The organism is Ochrobactrum sp. SSR (assembly GCF_030067775.1).
GTDB lineage: Bacteria > Pseudomonadota > Alphaproteobacteria > Rhizobiales > Rhizobiaceae > Brucella > Brucella teleogrylli.
Genome location: NZ_CP125971.1, coordinates 332,645 through 348,936, shown reverse-complemented (window position 1 = coordinate 348,936; position 16,292 = coordinate 332,645). Strand labels below are relative to the sequence as shown.

Genomic DNA, 16,292 nt, shown 5'->3' with positions numbered 1-16,292 from the left:
GTTTATATGCACATCTTATCCGAAAACCGCTTTGCACTTTTCGGGATGTGCTCTTGCCGCGAAAGCGGTACAGACATTCGTTTGGGAGTATCTCGATGCCCACAGCTTTTGAAAGCGCCGGAGCGTTTCCGGTGGACCGCGTGCGCGCCCATTTTCCGGCTTTATCCCTGCCGGGCAATCCGGTCTTCTTCGACAATGGTGCTGGTGCGCAGGTGCCTCAGGGCGTTATCGACGCTGTTAGCCACCACATGCTGCACCGCATGGTGCAGCGCGGAGGGCGCTATGCATCGAGCCGGGCGGTGGATCAGGCGATAGCCGAGGCGCGCCAAAGTGTTGCCATTCTCGTCAATGCCTATGATCCGGCTGAAATTTCCTTCGGCATGAATGCGACCTCCTTTATCCGGCTCGTCAGCCTCGGCATCGCCAGGATGATCGATGAACGCAACGAGATTGTCGTTACCGACATGGATCATGACGCCAATATCTCGACCTGGCTGGCGCTCGAAAGCCAGGGGGTGAAATGCGTCTGGTGGCGGATGCGCGAGGACGGTAACCTGCATGTCGATGATCTGAAGCCGCTGCTCAACAGGCGTACACGTTTGGTGGCCGTCACGGTCGCCTCACATTCCATCGGCTCGCTTGTCGATGTGCGTAGCGTCGCGGAACTGGCGCATGCTGCGGGAGCGGAAGTTTTTCTGGATGCCGTCCATTATGGGCCGCATGGTCTGATCGACGTTCAGGCTTGGGATTGCGACTATTTGGTCTGCTCGGGGTACAAGAATTTCTCACCGCATATGGGCTTTCTCTGGGGCCGGTTCGACCTTCTCAAGGCCTTGCCGACATTCAAGGAAGACTTCATCCCCGACGTGCCTCCACACAAGATCGAAGTCGGCACCTTCACCTATGAAAATGCTGTCGGCATGGGCGCTGCAGTTGATTATCTGGAATCGCTTGGCCGCAACTTCGAGGCGTCGTCTGAAAAATCGCGCCGCGCCAATCTGGTGGCTGGCATGGCGGCTATCAGGGCCTATGAAACGACGCTGTCGCTTTCTGTCCTGAAGGTTCTGAAATCACATGACGCCATCGTCTACGGCATTGCGGACGAAGCGCACATTGCCGAACGTGTACCCACTTTCTGCTTCAACCTTCCGGGCAAGCAGCCAGCCCATATTGCTCAGGCCATGGCGGATGCGGGTATCATGATCCGCGACGGTCACCTGTTTGCGCCGCGGCTGATGGCACGGCTGGGGCTCAGTATGGATAGCGGTGCGCTCCGGGCAACCCTGGTGCACTACAATACGGTGGAAGAGATCGCACATTTCGACAGGGTGCTGGCATCAATTCGGGATTGAAATCCGCCTCTGTATAAAGTGGTTGGGAATCTGGTGCGTCTGATCCCGCGACGGTGATAAGCACTGTAAGGCCGCCGCCTTCATTCAACGGCGGCCTTTTCGATTGATTATGCGTTATTTATCTAATCGCTTTCGCCGTGCGAGCATGTTGAGTGCCTCGACGAGCGCCGAGAAACCCATGGCGGCATAGATGTAGCCTTTCGGCACATGGAAGCCAAAACCGTCGGCGATCAGCGTCATGCCGATCATCAGCAGGAAGCTCAGCGCCAACATTACAATGGTCGGATTGGCGGCGATGAAGCGCGATAGCGGATCGGCAGCCAGCAGCATTACCGCCACAGCGGAGAGAACGGCGATGACCATGATGGCGATTTCGTCGGTCATGCCAACGGCGGTAATAATCGAGTCGACTGAGAAAACCAGATCGAGAATGAGTATCTGCACGACGGCAGCGCCCATCGTCAGTTCCGCGACTTTACCACCGATATTTTCCTTACCGTCATTCGGATCGACCGTGTGATGGATTTCCTTGGTCGCCTTCCAGACAAGGAAAAGACCACCCGCAATGAGGATGATGTCGCGCCACGAAAAGCCGTGGCCAAACGCTTCGAAGATCGGTTCTTTGAGCTGCACGATGATCGAGATCGTGAAAAGTAGCGCCAGACGCAATATAAGCGCGGCACCAATGCCGATCCGTCTTGCTTTTGATTGTAAATGAGCGGGGAGTTTGTTCGTAAGGATCGAAATGAATATCAGATTGTCGATGCCGAGGACGATTTCCATCGTCACCAGCGTTATCAGTGCAGCCCAGCCGCCCGGGCTGGATAGAAACGCCAGATGCTCAGTAAGCAATTCCATGTAGACGACCCTTTGCGAAAAACTCGGTCGCACAGAAATAAGCATCCCGCTTCGTTGTTCAACTACGCGTGATCAAAGATTTTCCACAACGTTGCCAATTGGCCATTCAAAAGCGCGGCGCGTCGGGCTGGAGGAGAGGTTTGCCTCAAGGTCGCTGAGCGGAAACGAGCGGACATTACGGAAGATTAATTTTACTTTACAGTAAAGTAAAATATGTTGGAAGCGTATATTTGGCTATCGTCCCCTATCAAGTCGGGGTCGGATCTTACGGCCTCGACGGATGAAAAGGCACCGACATATGAAATCTGGGAAACGCGGTTTACTGCTATTTATATTGGGGCTGTTCCTCGTCGGAGCTTATTTCGCATGGCAGGGCATGCAAAAGACCTCAGCTGAGGCGACGACGGCAGCGGCTGCAACAACTCCAGCAAGAGCGACAGCTGTCGAAGCTGCAACCGTGGAAACACGGGATCTGGACAGCATCATCTCGGCAGTCGGCAGCCTTCGCGCCAAAGAATCCGTTACGCTGGCATCGGAAATCGGCGGGCGCGTGGACAAGATTCTGTTCGAAGAAGGCCAGCGTGTTCAAGCGGGCAGCGTCCTCTTCCAGCTAGATACCTCGATCCTGAGCGCTTCCGTACAGTCAGCCCGGGCGGCAAATGTGCTTGCCAAATCCACCTTTGACAGGACGGAAGCCCTATCGAAGCGCGGTATCAGCGCGACGCAGGCTCTGGAGGAAGCGCAGGCAAATCTGCGCAACACCGAAGCTGCTCTGGCACTGGCCGAAGCGCAGCTAGCGCAGACTTCGATCAAGGCGCCCTTCGATGGCGTGGTCGGTCTGCGCTCCGTCAGCGTTGGCGCTTATGTTACGGCTGGATCCACCAACCTTGCCAAGCTTGATCAGATCGATCCGCTTGTGGCTGAGTTCACCTTACCGGAAGTGGCGCTGGCGGATATTACGCCCCAGCAGCAGGTTTCGGTGGTCGCTGATGCGCTGCCAGACCAGTTGTTTCAAGGACAGGTCTATGCCATCGAGCCGTCCATCGACGAAACCGGTCGTTCCATTCGTATGCGCGCGCTTATCGCCAATCCTGATCTGAAGTTGCGACCGGGCCTTTTCGTGCGCGTCAATGTCACGACTGGCACCAAGGCAGATGCCATGCTGGTGCCGGAAAGCGCTATTGTGCCAAGCGGCGAAACACAGACCGTCTATCGGATCAAGGATGACGATACGATCGAGATCGTTACGGTAACTTTGGGCCAGCGTCTGGATGGGAAAGTGGAGATCGTATCCGGGCTTGATAACACGGCGCGGGTGATCACGGCTGGGCAGCAAAAACTGCAGAATGGCAGCAAGGTCAGCGTTCAGGAAGCGCTGGCGGAGGGCTCGGTCTAATGTCCATATGGGAAATGTGTGTCCGCCGACCAGTCTTCGCGACTGTTCTGAGCCTTGTTCTCGTGCTGCTCGGCATCGTATCCTATGAGCGGTTGAGCACCCGCGAATACCCCGATGTTGAAGAACCGACGGTTTCGGTTTCCACGACCTATTCCGGCGCCAATGCCGAAATCGTGGAAAGTCAGGTGACGCAGGTTCTGGAAACGCAGCTTTCCGGCATTGCCGGTATCGACGTGGTGTCATCGACAAGTCGCGCCGAAACCAGCGCTATCACGGTGCGCTTTACCCTGGGGACCGACCCCGAAGTCGCTGCTGCAGAAGTCCGCGACCGCGTGTCCCGCGCAAGGCGCAATCTCCCGGATGAGATTGACGAGCCTATCGTGGCCAAGGTGGAGGCGGATGCCCAGCCCATCGTCTATGTAGCTTTTACAAGCGACCGCCATTCCGGTCTTGAAATCACCGATCTTCTCAACCGCTCGATTGTTGATCGCATCCAAAATTTGCCCGGCGTCTCGGAAGCCCGTGTTTTGGGCGCGCGCGAATATGCGATGCGCGTCTGGATCGATGCTCGCAAGCTGGCGGGTTATGGCTTGACGGTTCAGGATGTCGAAACGGCTCTTGAAAACCAGAATGTCGAAGTGCCCGCCGGGCGTATTGAAAGCAAGGACCGGGAGTTCACGCTTCTCGCCAATACGGCGCTGACGACGCCTGAAGAATTCGCGGATATCATCATCAATGTCGTGAATGGTTATCCGGTGCGTCTGCGTGATGTCGGAAGGACCGAATTGGGCGCCGCCGACGAACGGCGCGCCACCACCAAACAGGGGCAAACGGCGATATCCATCGGCGTTGTCAAGCAGGCGACAGCGAACCCGCTTGATGTCGCGAATAGCCTGCGCGCTGTTCTCCCCGGCATCCAGGAGAGTCTGCCGGATGGGATGCAAGCCGAAATTACCTATGATACGTCGATCTTTATCGACCGTTCCATTGCAGCAGTGTTCACTACGATTGGGGAGGCGATAGTCCTCGTCATCATGGTGATCTTCTTCTTCCTGCGTTCAGTGCGCGCGAGCCTTATTCCCATCGTGACAATACCGGTTTCGCTCATAACGACGCTGGCAATCATGTTTGCCTTCGGCTTCAGTATCAACACACTGACCTTGCTCGCCATGGTACTGGCTATTGGTCTGGTGGTGGATGACGCTATCGTCGTTCTGGAAAACGTGCACAGGCGTATCGAAGAAGGGGAAACCCCGGTACAGGCAGCCATTGCCGGTACGGGAGAAATCGCCTTCGCGGTCATCGCGATGACGCTTACACTGGCTGCTGTCTATGTGCCGATTGCGTTCACGGAGGGCCGGACCGGGCAATTGTTCATCGAGTTTGCCCTGACACTCGCGGGTGCAGTGCTGGTCTCCGGTTTCGTGGCTCTGACGCTGACACCCATGATGTGCGGCAAGCTGTTGCGTCACAATGAAAATCAGGGTCGGATTTCACGCGCCTTGGAGGGGTTTCTCGACCGTCTCAACGAGTATTATCGGCGCGCGCTCGGCCTTGCCATGCGACACAAGCTAATTGTGCTCACGAGCGCTGCGGCAACGGCTGCCTTGGCGGGTTTCCTTTATGTCAATCTGCCAAGCGAACTTGCTCCGGTGGAGGATAGAGGTGTCATCCGCATGGCGGGCACTGCTCCGGAAGGTTCAACGCTTCAGTTTACGCAGCGTTATGGTCAGGTCAGCGAGGAGATCCTTTCCAACATACCCGAGATCAGTACCTATTTTGCCATTTACGGTTTTCCGCAGGTGACCAATTTCAGCGCCTTTGGGCTGCTGAAGGACTGGGACGAGCGTGATCGCAGTCAGCAGGAAATCATTCAGTCCATCGGTCCGCAAATGACGGCGATCCCGGGCGTTCGTGGCTTTGCCTTTAATATGCCATCGCTTTCGACCGCACGTGGCAGCGGGGCAGGCGCCAATAATCCGGTCCAGTTTGTGATCCAGTCTTCCTCAAGCTACGAGGATCTCAATACGCTTGCGAACGCATTTGTCGATAGGATCAAGGAGAATCCAGGACTGGTGAACGTTGAATCGAACCTCGATCTCAACAAGCCTCGTATGGAAATCAACATGAACCGCGAGAAAATCCGCGAGGCGGGTCTACAGGTTTCCGATGTCGGGCGTACGCTGGAAACGATGTTCGGCAGCCGTCAGGTAACACGCATCGACCGGGATGGCGAGCAATCGGATGTTCTTGTCCAGCTTGACGCGAGTGACCGTGCTACGCCGGATTCCATCAATATCGTCAATGTGCGCGGCTCGTCCGGCCAGCTTATCCCGTTGTCCAATCTCGTGACCGTCAAGGAAAGTGTCGAACCAGCCAATCTCTATCGTTTCAACCGGCTGCGTTCGGCAACGATCAGTGCGGGTCTGGCTCCCGATTATTCACTGGGCGAGGCGCTGACTTATCTGCAAAATACCGCGAATGAGACCTTTCCAACCTATGCTCAGTACGATCTGGAAGGGGAGTCTCGTGAATTCACCAGCTCCAATTCAAGCATTCTGTTCGTGTTCGGCCTGGCTATCCTGTTTATCTATCTGGTTCTGGCAGCGCAGTTTGAAAGCTTTGTCAGCCCATTCATCATTCTGCTCACGGTTCCGCTTTCGATTGCGGGTGCTTTGCTGGCGCTGTGGCTCGCAGGCGCGAGTATGAACGTCTATAGCCAGATTGGTCTGGTCACACTCGTCGGACTGATTACCAAACACGGTATTCTGATTGTCGAGTTCGCCAATCATATGCGTGACCAGGGGCGGGACGCTGCCGAAGCTGTGGTGGAAGCGGCGGTGATGCGTCTGCGCCCGATCCTCATGACCACAGGGGCAATGGTGCTTGGCGCTATCCCGCTTGCCATCGCGACCGGGGCCGGTGCGCAAAGCCGTCAGGCCATCGGCTGGGTGATTGTTGGTGGTATGTCCTTCGGCACCTTGTTGACCCTCTTCGTGGTGCCTGTGGTCTACACTCTTGTGTTGGGCAGGGCCAAATATTCGCAGGAAATAACGAGCAGCGCGCTCAGGAAGGAATGAGCGCGCCTGGATGTAATGTCGGATTTGTCCCGTTCAATGGCTTTGTGCAGCGCGCGTCGGCTCGCGCCGATGAGGCGCTCGCTCTTGTCCCTAATGAGCGTCGGTGCCGGAAATCGGCTGTCAGGCGAGTTGCTCTGTAAGATATTTTGAAACGAAATCCAAAAAAGCCCGTACTCGCGCCAGTGGATAGCGGCTTGCAGGCCAAAGAAGATAAAATATCCCGGTATTGTTGGCCGCGCCCGGCAGAACATCGACCAATGAACCATCCCGTATTCTGCTTTTAGCGGAAAAGCTTGGCAGCATGGCGATGCCGTTTCCATCCAAAACCAATTGTATAATGGAATCGACGGTGGTTACAGTGAATGTTTCCGGCGCCCTCGAGTTCTCGTCGTCCTGACCGGCCAGTTCCCAGGGAGCAATCTTACCGGTTTCCGAATAACGGTGCCGGAGGCAGCGATGGTTCTGGAGATCGGCAATGGACTTAGGCGCGCCGCATCGTGCGATATAATCCGGTGAGGCGACGAGGCACCACGAAAACTCCCCGACCTTCCGGTAAAGCAGGCGACTATCCTTCGGTTTTCCGGTGCGGATCACCACATCGAACCCTTCGTCAATGACATCGGCAAAGCGGTCGCTGATATCCAACTCGAGATCAACTTCCGGATAGGCCTTCATAAAAGCGCTGACGGCTGACACCAGCAGCGTGGATGAAATGGGCAAGCCGATTTTCAGGCGTCCGCGGATGCCCTGAGATGACTGGGATAACTCTGCCTGCGCCACTTCCAGTTCGCCTAGAACGCGGCGGCACCGTTCAAGAAACAGTTTTCCTTCGGTGGTAAGTGCGATTGAGCGCGTCGAGCGATGAAACAGTCGCACACCGAGTTGCTCTTCAAGCTTTTGCACCGATTTACCAACAGCAGAAGCCGACAGGCCTACAATTTGGCCCGCCTCACGAAAACTTCTCTTTTCGGCAGCATGTACGAATGTCTGGAGTGCGCCGATATTATCCAATTTCAATTTCATTCCGGAAAATCCTTCCACAATGATCCGAATTCAAGCGCCATTAAGCTATCTCGTCAACGCCGATATAAAGGCTGTCAGAAAATTGATGAATGCCAGTTCAGGAGAACCAGAACATGAGCAGCCTTTTCAAGCCGTTTAACCTTTCGGGTCTTGCACTACCCAACCGCATTGTCATGGCGCCGATGACTCGTTCGCGGAGTTTTAGTGGCGCGGCTGACGAGTTGGTTGCGCTCTATTACAGCCAGCGCGCGACAGCGGGGCTGATCGTCACCGAAGGTACGCCGATTTCGCGCGAAGGGCAGGGCTATCTTTTCAATCCCGGTATTTTCAGCGAAGAACAAATCAAGGGCTGGCGTCTGGTTACCCAGTCTGTTCACAGCGCAGGCGGTCGTATTTTCGCGCAGCTCTGGCATGTTGGCCGCATTTCCAACCGGTCCATTCAGGAAGACGGCAAGGCACCCGTCAGTTCAACAGGCCGAGTGGCGTCAGGCGCTTTGTCTTTTGTTCGCAATGCGAATGGTGAGCCCGATTTCGTGCCGGTCTCGGAGCCGCGTGCCCTTACGACTGAAGAAGTGAAGCGGGTTATCGGTGACTTTGTGCAGGCAGCACGCAATGCCGTCGATGCGGGCTTCGACGGCGTCGAACTACATGGTGCCAATGGCTATCTGCTGGAACAGTTCATCAACCCACTGGTCAATGACCGCGACGATATCTATTCCGCCAAAAACATCGAAGGGCGCCTGCGCTTTGTGCTCGAAACCGTCGATGCGGTATCGGAAGCCATTGGCGCCAGCCGCGTTGCCATTCGTCTGTCGCCATATGGCACCATTCACGACAATCCACTGTTCCCGGACCTCGAAGAGACTTATGTCGCTCTGGCAGCGGAACTGGGCAAGCGCGGCGTGGCCTATGTTCACGTCATGGATCAATCTGGGCAGGTCAAGCTGCCTTATGGCGAACGCCCTGTCAGTGATGCCATTCACGGCTTGATGGAACAATGGCGTCCGTTGTTGCCGAATACGGCGCTCATCCTGGCTGGCGGTCTGGATCAGGCGCGTGCTCAGCGTCTGCTTGATGCCGGATTGATTGACCTTGCGGCATTCGGCCAGCCATTCATCGCCAATCCTGATCTGGTCGAGCGGCTGCGCAACAACTGGCCTCTGGCAGAGCCTGATCGCGCAACATATTACGGTGGCGGACGCGCGGGCTATGTCGATTATCCGCCCTATGCTGGACGTTCGCTGGTCGCCTGATCGTCAGGTTCCCTCCCTTTGGCTTCGGCGTCGCACTCATGAAGCAACTGTAGGCGCACCGGGTCATCCTGCCCGAGATCATTCGTGTCGGGCTTTTTCAAGAAAGGACGAAACCGTGTTTTCAAAAATCCTGTCTGCTGGTGCTTTGCTGAGCGCCACGATGCTATTTTCATCGCCAGTTCTGGCGCAAGAAAACGTATTGCCTTCCATCAACACGCCGCCGGAAGTTTCCAAGGCGAACCTGGCCAAAAGTCAAAGCCGAAAAGCGCGGTCAATATGCCGTTCCTGAGGGGTTCGAAAGCGGCATGGTGGAAACCGACGGTATCCGCCTCCACTATGTGCGCGGCGGCGAAGGCAAGGGCGATCCAATCATCTTCGTGCACGGCTTCGGCTCTACCTGGAAAATGTGGCAACCGGCTCTGGAGAAATTCTCTGCCAACCATCAGGTCATCGCAATCGACCTGCCGGGTTTAGGACAGTCGGAGCCATCGGCCAAGCGATATGACGCAGAGCAGATGAGCGCCTATCTTCTGGGCGCGATCAAAAGCCTGACCGACAATCAACCTTTCACCTATGTCTGCCACGACCTGTGCAACTCGGCATCCTATCCGATGGTCGCTAACAATCAGGATATCATCAAGAAGGTCGTGTTCATGGATTCGCCGATCCCCGACAAGGCGATGTGGACCTATCCAGGTTTGACGCCAAATGGTCCGGGCCTCGGCTGGCATTTCGGCTATTTCTCGTTCGGCGATATTGCCGAGAAAATGGTCTCCACAGATCCGGTGCTGTTCATGAGCTACTTCATCAAGGAATATGCGGGCAAGAGGGACGTCTTCACACCGGAACTGCTGGATGAGCTGATCGAACCCTATTCGACCCGCGCCAATCTGCGCGCCGCCTTTGGCTATTATCAGTCACATTCGGACAGCGCCCGCCAGAACGAAGCGCTGCTTGCCGCCGGCAAACAACTGACCATCCCGGTCTATTCGATCAGCGGTGCCAAGGGCGTAAACGACGTTCTGCCGAAGCAACTGGCAGCCCGCTTCGTAAAGGACCCCAGCAAGCTTGGTTCGACCATTCTCCCAGACACCGGCCATTGGCTGCTTGAAGAATCGGCAACTGAAGTCAACGCGCTGCTTGCCGACTTTATCGACCAGTAAGCCAAGGTAATCCTCACCAACGGTTTCGTGATTGCGGCAGCCCATGCAGCGGTCACGAAACCATGTTGGTATTGCAAATGGCGAATATCGTGACTTTGGCTATTGAAACGAGCAATTGGAGACCCAAATGACTGTATCACCCACAATCCCGATGATGATGGCAATCGCATTGGGAATTGCAACACCTGCCATGGCGGACCCTTTGCTTGGTGATTTCGATTATGGTTGGCCGGTCCAGCACCAAACCATTCTCAGTCAGAACGAGGCCATGACGATGGCCTATATCGACGCCCGCCCGGAAAATGCCAACGGCCAGACGGCCGTTCTTCTGCATGGCAAGAACTTCTGCGGCGGCACATGGGAAACAACCATCAAAGCCCTGACCGGTGAGGGGTACAGAGTGATTGCTCCCGACCAGATCGGGTTCTGTAAATCAACGAAGCCAGCGCGTTATCAATATGGTCTGCATGCGCTTGCTGACAACACGCACCAGCTTCTGACTGCACTTAACATCGAAAAGCCAGTTCTGGTCGGGCATTCGATGGGCGGTATGCTGGCCATACGCTACGCGCTGCAATATCCGGATGAACTCCAGAAGCTGGTGGTGGTTAATCCGTTGGGGATGGAAGATTGGCGTGCCAAGGGCGTTCCGAATGCGACCATCGATCAACTATACGCCACTGAACTGAAGGTGACGCGGGCAAGCATCAAGGCCTATCAGCAATCGACTTATTATGCTGGCACGTGGAAGCCGGAGTTCGACAGTCCGGTCGATATGCTGGCGTCCATGTATGAAGGGCCGGGCGGAAATATCGTAGCCTGGCATCAGGCTTTGACTGCTGACATGGTGTTCAACCAGCCTGTTGTCCATGAATTTGAAAAACTGCGCGTACCGACCGTTCTGATGATTGGCCTGAAGGATAATACGGCTATGGGCAAAAACCGTGCGGATCCTGAACTTGCGGCAACGCTTGGCAATTATCCGGTATTGGCAGAGGAGGCTCAGGCGCGCATACCCAATTCGCAACTGATCACCTATCCTGATTATGGGCATACCCCACAGATGCAGGATCCAGAACGCTTCAATGCTGATCTAATAAAGGCGATTGGCTCGCCACGATAGACCGCCGGAGCCTAGGCGGCTCCGTGGTCACCTATCATATGCTGGCGTTGATTTTTTACTTGCTCTGGTCTCAGCCGTTATAAAACGCGTGTGAAAGCTAATCCGGTTGCGAGGTCTGTTGCGGAAGACGTTCGTGCGCCACCGCGTATTTGCGGTGGCATTCAGAGCCGCAGAGCCCGAAACATTATGAACGCATCAGTATAGATGAGGTTGGCCGCGGGCCATTTCCGTTGTTCATCTTCTCACATATAGAGTGATTCCATTCCACGGAAGCCCGTGACTTTGGAATAGCTGCCTTTGATAATTTACTAAATCCATAGACAATAGGCTCTCCAAGGAGTGTTTGTATGAAGGTTTTAGGCATCTATGGCAGCGTCAAGCGACCGTCGCGGACGGCACGACTGGTTGACGATATTCTCGCGGGCATCGCCCGCGGCGCGAGTGTCGAGATAGACAGAATTGATCTGGTCGACGCCGCGCCGGTTCTGTTCCGTGCATTGCGCGCCGATCAGCTGGATGCTGCTGGCCGTGCTATCATCGACGCTGTCGAGGCTGCGGATGTGCTTGTGGTCGGCTCGCCCGTCTATCGCGCATCCTATACCGGTGCGCTGAAGCATCTCTTTGATGTTGTTGATTTTCGTGCCTTGCAGGGACGGCGCGTTGTTCTTGCCGCGACGGGCGGCTCACCGCTGCACGGGCTGATGTTGGAACATCAGTTTCGCCCGTTGTTTGGGTTTTTCGGTGCCGTCACCATTCCAACAACGGTCTATGCCGTCGAAGCGGATTTCACTGAATATATTCTTTCCAATCCAGCCGTTGAAGCGCGCATTGAGCGGGCTGTTTCGGAACTATTCGATCTTTCACCTGCCATACCCCGCACCGTTGCGTCGTCGGAAACGGGCGACCGGACGCTTCGCGTCGTGCCGGGCGAAGCCATTGCGAATTGATGATCACCTAAGGAGTTAAACCATGACAGAACGCAGCAGAAATCCCGTGAAATTTGCCTATTGGGTGCCGAATGTCTCTGGCGGCCTTGTCATTTCGAATATTGAACAGCGCACCAGCTGGACGATTGATTATAACCGCAAGCTGGCGCAGATCGCCGAAGCAAATGGCTTCGAATATGCGTTGAGCCAGATTCGCTTCACGGCGGGCTATGGTGCGGAATTCCAGCATGAATCCGTATCATTCAGCCACGCACTTCTTGAATCCACCAAAACGCTGAAGGTGATTGCAGCCATTCTGCCCGGACCATGGAATCCGGCGCTTGCTGCCAAGCAGATCGCGACGATCAACCACCTCACCAATGGTCGCGTTGCGGTGAATGTCGTCAGCGGTTGGTTCCGTGGCGAGTTCCACGCCATTGGCGAGCCATGGTATGACCACGATGAGCGTTACCGCCGCTCGGAGGAATTCATTCGAGCGCTGCGCGGCATCTGGACCGAAGACAGCTATTCATTCCATGGTGATTTCTATCGCTTCAACAACTATTCGCTGAAGCCAAAGCCCATTGATCCACAACCTGAGATCTTTCAGGGCGGCTCGTCGCGTGCTGCGCGCGATATGGCATCACGGGTTTCCGACTGGTATTTTACCAATGGCAATACGCCGGAGGAAATCGCCAAGCAGGTCGATGACATTCAAACCAAGGCGGCGGAAAACAACCATTCGGTTCGCGTCGGCGTCAATGCCTTTGCCATCGTTCGTGACACGGAAGAAGAGGCAAAGGCCGTTCTCGCCGAGATCATTGAAAAGGCCAATCCCGAAGCGGTCAATGCTTTCGGTCACGAGGTCAAGAATGCTGGCAAGTCTTCGCCCGAAGGCGAAGGCAATTGGGCAAAGTCCAGCTTTGATGATCTTGTCCAGTATAATGACGGTTTCCGCTCCAACCTGATCGGCACGCCGCAGCAGGTGGCTGAACGCGTGGTCAAGCTGAAACGCGCCGGTGCCGATCTTATCCTGCTCGGTTTCCTGCATTTCCAGGAAGAAGTCGAATATTTCGGCAAGCATGTCATTCCGCTGGTGCGCGCGCTGGAAGAAGCGGAAGACAACGCGGCCCTCGCCGCCGAATAGACCAAACCGAATGATGGAAGCGACGGTTATCGCCGTCGCTCCAGCTTAACGCGGACGCAATCGTGTTCGCGAACGGACGGTTACATCCGTTTGCACGCCGGAATGCCCTGATTGAATTCGAGTAAAACACGGAACGAACAATGTCGGCATTGTATTTCCAGATTGCAGATACTGATGCGGAAGCGAGCGCAGAAACGCGGGCGGCGGCTGAAGCTGCCCCCACATCGCTGCGACGCGATCTTGCACTGGAGCTGCGCGGCATCGGCCTGTCGTTCGGGGGCGTTGTTGCCTTGCAGGATGTTGACCTCAAGGTCCGACAGGGAGAAATTCGTGCGATCATCGGACCGAACGGTGCCGGAAAAAGTTCACTCATCAATGTCATTTCAGGCGTCTACCGGCCCAGTCGTGGGCAGATCGCCATTGGTGGTAAGAGCTATGATCCGGTGCCGATCCAGAAGCTGGCGCATCTCGGCGTTGCGCGTACCTTTCAAAACCTCGCTTTGTTCAAGGGCCTGAGTGTTCTCGACAATGTCGCGTCGGGACGCGCCTTTGCCAATCGTTCGAATTTTCTGAGCCAGATCGTGGGGTTGCCACAGGCTCGCCGCGCGCAGGCGGATGCCTACGAACGGGCAAGTCGCGTCATCGATTTTTTGCATCTGTCGTCCTATGCCGACCGGCTGGCAGGCACTTTGCCCTATGGTCTGCAAAAGCGGGCTGAACTTGCCCGTGCTTTGACCGCCGCGCCGCGTATCCTGCTTCTTGATGAGCCGATGGCCGGTATGACCGCCACCGAAAAGAACGAGCTTGCCGATTATATCCGCCTGGCGAGGGACGAATATGACATTACCGTCGTGCTGATCGAGCATGACATCGGCGTTGTGATGGGCCTCTCAGACCGCATTGCAGTACTCGATTACGGGCGCAAGATTGCAGATGGAACGCCGCAGGAGATCGCATCCGATCAGCATGTCATTGATGCATATCTTGGTGTGGCGCCGGAAAATGAAGATGGGGAGGGCATCTGATGGCTGATTTTGATTGGATGTTCTTCACGGAAGTGCTGATTGGCGGGCTGTTGTCCGGAGTCATGTATTCCCTTGTCGCCATCGGGTTTGTGCTGATTTATAAAACGTCCGGTGTGCTGAATTTCTCGCAAGGGGCGCTGCTGCTTTTCGCGGCGCTGACTTTCGTCAGCCTCACGGAGCGGGGCGTGCCGTTCTGGGGAGCCTTTGTCGTTACGTTTGCCGCCATGGTGATCATCGGTATCGCCATTGAACGCAGCGTACTGCGGCCTCTTACCAACAAGCCGCCTATCACGCTTTTCATGGCGACGCTCGGCCTGTCCTATATCATTGAGGGCGCAGCTCAGCTCCTATGGGGCACGCAGGTTCACGCTCTTGACCTCGGGATCGAAGATGTGCCCTTCAATGTTGGAGGCATTTTCATCAGCCAGTTTGATATTTTTGCCGCCGTGGTCGCGGCTGGCATGGTGGCGCTACTATCAGCATTCTTTCGCTATACGCGGATCGGCCTCGGCTTCCGTGCTGTTGCTGACGACCAGTTCGCAGCCTTGGCCATTGGGCTCAAACTGCCGTGGATATGGGCCAGCGTATGGGCCGCTGCCGGTCTAGTCGCGCTGGTCGCAGGCCTGTTGTGGGGCGCGCGCCTTGGCGTGCAATTCTCGCTGTCGCTGGTCGTGCTGAAGGCTTTACCGGTTCTGGTACTCGGTGGCTTCGATTCCATTCTTGGTGCGATTGTCGGCGGATTACTGGTGGGCGCATCGGAGAAGTTAGCGGAGGTTTATATCGGAGAATATCTCGGTGGAGGCATTGAGAGCTGGTTTGCCTATGTGGTGGCACTCGCTTTCCTGCTCATTCGCCCGTCAGGCATGTTCGGCCAGAAGCTTGTGGAAAGGGTCTGACCATGTCCGTCATAGCAGCCAGTTCCTCCAGTCCTGTTGCATCGCCGCGTTACGCCGCTCCGCTTGCGGTGCTGGTGGTTGCCTATCTCATCATACCGTTTATCGGCACGAGCTATCTTTTTGAGGCCATTCTCCTGCCGTTTCTGGCCTTGAGCCTCGTCGGTGTTGGGCTCAACCTTCTGACCGGCTATGCGGGCCAAGTTTCACTTGGCTCGGCAGCATTCATGGCAGTGGGCGCTTTCGCGGCCTATAATTTCAATCTGCGCATGGATGGATTGCCGCTGCTGGTCTCTATCGTTTTTGCCGGACTGGCGGCGGCGGCAGTTGGTGTTGTCTTCGGTTTGCCGAGCCTGCGCTTGCGCGGTTTCTACCTTGCCGTTTCTACACTCGCAGCCCAGTTCTTCGTACAATGGGCGCTGACCAAGTTCGGATGGTTTTCCAACAATTCCGCCTCCGGCGTCATCGATGCTCCGGCGTTGTCCATCGGCGGTATTGCCTTTGAGGGAGCAGTCGGACGCTATCTATTCGCACTGACAATTGTGGTGGCGGTCACGTTCCTCGCCTATCGCCTGGTGTCGTCGCAGACCGGACGGAATTTCATTGCCGTGCGCGACAATGAAACGGCAGCGCGGATCATCGGTGTGCCGGTGTTGCGGACCAAGCTGCTTGCCTTTGCGGCTTCCTCTTTCATCATCGGGGTGGCGGGTGTGCTATGGGCCTTTGCCTATCTGCGCACGGTGGAACCGGCGGGTTTCAATCTCGACCGCTCGTTCCAGATATTGTTCATCATCATCATTGGTGGCCTCGCATCGATACGTGGCGCCTTTTTTGGCGCAGCACTGATCGTTATTTTCCCGCTGATCTTGTCGAGGGTTGGGGGACTGTTGCTCGGCGACGTGTTCGATTCCGGCGTGCTGGATATGACGCAGCGCATTGTCGTCGGCGTCTTCATCATCCTGTTTCTGGTCCTTGAGCCCGACGGGCTTGTGTCGCTCTGGGACCGACTGAAAGCGAACTTTACGGCAGTTATCCGACGGTCGTGATATCCGG

General features: G+C 55.8%; 14 protein-coding genes. 11 read left to right on the top strand and 3 right to left on the bottom strand.

The genetic code is table 11. From position 1 onward, the window contains the following. Positions 1 to 95 precede the first annotated feature (95 nt). Positions 96 to 1,352, top strand: a complete 1,257-nt coding sequence (locus QLQ11_RS19035; RefSeq protein WP_283735712.1) for a cysteine desulfurase-like protein — start codon at positions 96 to 98, stop codon at positions 1,350 to 1,352. Between the two features lie 114 nt (positions 1,353 to 1,466). On the opposite strand, the gene QLQ11_RS19030 is transcribed toward QLQ11_RS19035, so the two are convergent. Beyond that, positions 1,467 to 2,210, bottom strand: a complete 744-nt coding sequence (locus QLQ11_RS19030; protein WP_109366446.1) for a TerC family protein — start codon at positions 2,208 to 2,210, stop codon at positions 1,467 to 1,469. Positions 2,211 to 2,586: 376 nt separating this feature from the next. Here QLQ11_RS19030 and QLQ11_RS19025 point away from each other — a divergent pair, with 376 nt between their 5' ends. Both QLQ11_RS19025 and QLQ11_RS19020 read left to right on the top strand, forming a co-directional pair. After that, on the top strand, positions 2,587 to 3,606 hold the full coding sequence (locus QLQ11_RS19025; protein WP_283735713.1) for an efflux RND transporter periplasmic adaptor subunit: 1,020 nt from the start codon (positions 2,587 to 2,589) through the stop codon (positions 3,604 to 3,606). Next, complete coding sequence (locus QLQ11_RS19020) at positions 3,606 to 6,686, top strand: efflux RND transporter permease subunit (protein ID WP_371836058.1); 3,081 nt, start codon at positions 3,606 to 3,608, stop codon at positions 6,684 to 6,686. Before QLQ11_RS19025 ends, QLQ11_RS19020 begins: the two co-directional genes overlap by 1 nt. Before the next feature lie 120 nt (positions 6,687 to 6,806). Here the strand turns inward: QLQ11_RS19020 and QLQ11_RS19015 are convergent, their stop codons facing one another. Continuing rightward, positions 6,807 to 7,709 carry a LysR family transcriptional regulator gene (locus QLQ11_RS19015; RefSeq protein WP_371836057.1) on the bottom strand — a complete coding sequence of 301 codons (903 nt, stop codon included), beginning with the start codon at positions 7,707 to 7,709 and terminating at the stop codon, positions 6,807 to 6,809. A 113-nt stretch (positions 7,710 to 7,822) separates the two neighbouring features. Here QLQ11_RS19015 and QLQ11_RS19010 point away from each other — a divergent pair, with 113 nt between their 5' ends. Then, positions 7,823 to 8,962, top strand: a complete 1,140-nt coding sequence (locus tag QLQ11_RS19010; RefSeq protein WP_283735715.1) for an alkene reductase — start codon at positions 7,823 to 7,825, stop codon at positions 8,960 to 8,962. Positions 8,963 to 9,040: 78 nt separating this feature from the next. Here QLQ11_RS19010 and QLQ11_RS19005 read toward each other — a convergent pair whose 3' ends face one another. Next, positions 9,041 to 9,172, bottom strand: coding sequence for a hypothetical protein (locus QLQ11_RS19005; RefSeq protein ID WP_371836056.1), 132 nt, complete (start codon positions 9,170 to 9,172; stop codon positions 9,041 to 9,043). A gap of 95 nt (positions 9,173 to 9,267) precedes the next feature. Here QLQ11_RS19005 and QLQ11_RS19000 point away from each other — a divergent pair, with 95 nt between their 5' ends. The 7 genes from QLQ11_RS19000 (at position 9,268) to QLQ11_RS18970 (ending at position 16,285) form a co-directional block, all read left to right on the top strand. Next, positions 9,268 to 10,125 (top strand): alpha/beta fold hydrolase, encoded by an 858-nt coding sequence (locus tag QLQ11_RS19000; RefSeq protein WP_268967170.1) that lies wholly within the window; start codon positions 9,268 to 9,270, stop codon positions 10,123 to 10,125. 127 nt (positions 10,126 to 10,252) lie between these two features. Beyond that, entirely contained in the window at positions 10,253 to 11,248 is a 996-nt protein-coding gene (locus QLQ11_RS18995) for an alpha/beta fold hydrolase (protein ID WP_283735718.1), read from the top strand. Positions 11,249 to 11,595: 347 nt separating this feature from the next. After that, positions 11,596 to 12,195, top strand: a complete 600-nt coding sequence (gene msuE / locus QLQ11_RS18990) for an FMN reductase (RefSeq protein WP_283735719.1) — start codon at positions 11,596 to 11,598, stop codon at positions 12,193 to 12,195. A 22-nt stretch (positions 12,196 to 12,217) separates the two neighbouring features. Continuing rightward, positions 12,218 to 13,321: a dimethylsulfone monooxygenase SfnG gene (gene sfnG / locus QLQ11_RS18985; protein WP_121537629.1), complete on the top strand. Its 1,104-nt coding sequence runs from the start codon at positions 12,218 to 12,220 to the stop codon at positions 13,319 to 13,321. A gap of 140 nt (positions 13,322 to 13,461) precedes the next feature. Further along, a complete protein-coding gene (locus QLQ11_RS18980; RefSeq protein ID WP_283735720.1) occupies positions 13,462 to 14,346 on the top strand; it encodes an ABC transporter ATP-binding protein in 885 nt (294 codons plus the stop codon). Beyond that, a complete protein-coding gene (locus tag QLQ11_RS18975) occupies positions 14,346 to 15,242 on the top strand; it encodes a branched-chain amino acid ABC transporter permease (RefSeq protein ID WP_283735721.1) in 897 nt (298 codons plus the stop codon). Before QLQ11_RS18980 ends, QLQ11_RS18975 begins: the two co-directional genes overlap by 1 nt. A 2-nt stretch (positions 15,243 to 15,244) precedes the next feature. Further along, positions 15,245 to 16,285: a branched-chain amino acid ABC transporter permease gene (locus QLQ11_RS18970; RefSeq protein ID WP_283735722.1), complete on the top strand. Its 1,041-nt coding sequence runs from the start codon at positions 15,245 to 15,247 to the stop codon at positions 16,283 to 16,285. Positions 16,286 to 16,292: the final 7 nt, after the last annotated feature.

Excerpts from the sequence above, each read along its gene's own strand:
- QLQ11_RS19015 (WP_371836057.1), bottom strand. The coding sequence starts at position 7,709 with ATGAAATTGAAATTGGATAATATCGGCGCACTCCAGACATTCGTACAT.
- QLQ11_RS19020 (WP_371836058.1), top strand. The coding sequence starts at position 3,606 with ATGTCCATATGGGAAATGTGTGTCCGCCGACCAGTCTTCGCGACTGTT.
- QLQ11_RS19025 (WP_283735713.1), top strand. The coding sequence starts at position 2,587 with ATGCAAAAGACCTCAGCTGAGGCGACGACGGCAGCGGCTGCAACAACT.
- QLQ11_RS19030 (WP_109366446.1), bottom strand. The coding sequence starts at position 2,210 with ATGGAATTGCTTACTGAGCATCTGGCGTTTCTATCCAGCCCGGGCGGC.
- QLQ11_RS19000 (WP_268967170.1), top strand. The coding sequence starts at position 9,268 with ATGGTGGAAACCGACGGTATCCGCCTCCACTATGTGCGCGGCGGCGAA.
- msuE (WP_283735719.1), top strand. The coding sequence starts at position 11,596 with ATGAAGGTTTTAGGCATCTATGGCAGCGTCAAGCGACCGTCGCGGACG.
- QLQ11_RS18975 (WP_283735721.1), top strand. The coding sequence starts at position 14,346 with ATGGCTGATTTTGATTGGATGTTCTTCACGGAAGTGCTGATTGGCGGG.
- QLQ11_RS18970 (WP_283735722.1), top strand. The coding sequence starts at position 15,245 with ATGTCCGTCATAGCAGCCAGTTCCTCCAGTCCTGTTGCATCGCCGCGT.
- QLQ11_RS18995 (WP_283735718.1), top strand. The coding sequence starts at position 10,253 with ATGACTGTATCACCCACAATCCCGATGATGATGGCAATCGCATTGGGA.
- sfnG (WP_121537629.1), top strand. The coding sequence starts at position 12,218 with ATGACAGAACGCAGCAGAAATCCCGTGAAATTTGCCTATTGGGTGCCG.
- QLQ11_RS18980 (WP_283735720.1), top strand. The coding sequence starts at position 13,462 with ATGTCGGCATTGTATTTCCAGATTGCAGATACTGATGCGGAAGCGAGC.
- QLQ11_RS19010 (WP_283735715.1), top strand. The coding sequence starts at position 7,823 with ATGAGCAGCCTTTTCAAGCCGTTTAACCTTTCGGGTCTTGCACTACCC.
- QLQ11_RS19035 (WP_283735712.1), top strand. The coding sequence starts at position 96 with ATGCCCACAGCTTTTGAAAGCGCCGGAGCGTTTCCGGTGGACCGCGTG.
- QLQ11_RS19005 (WP_371836056.1), bottom strand. The coding sequence starts at position 9,172 with ATGGAAGGCAATACGTTTTCTTGCGCCAGAACTGGCGATGAAAATAGC.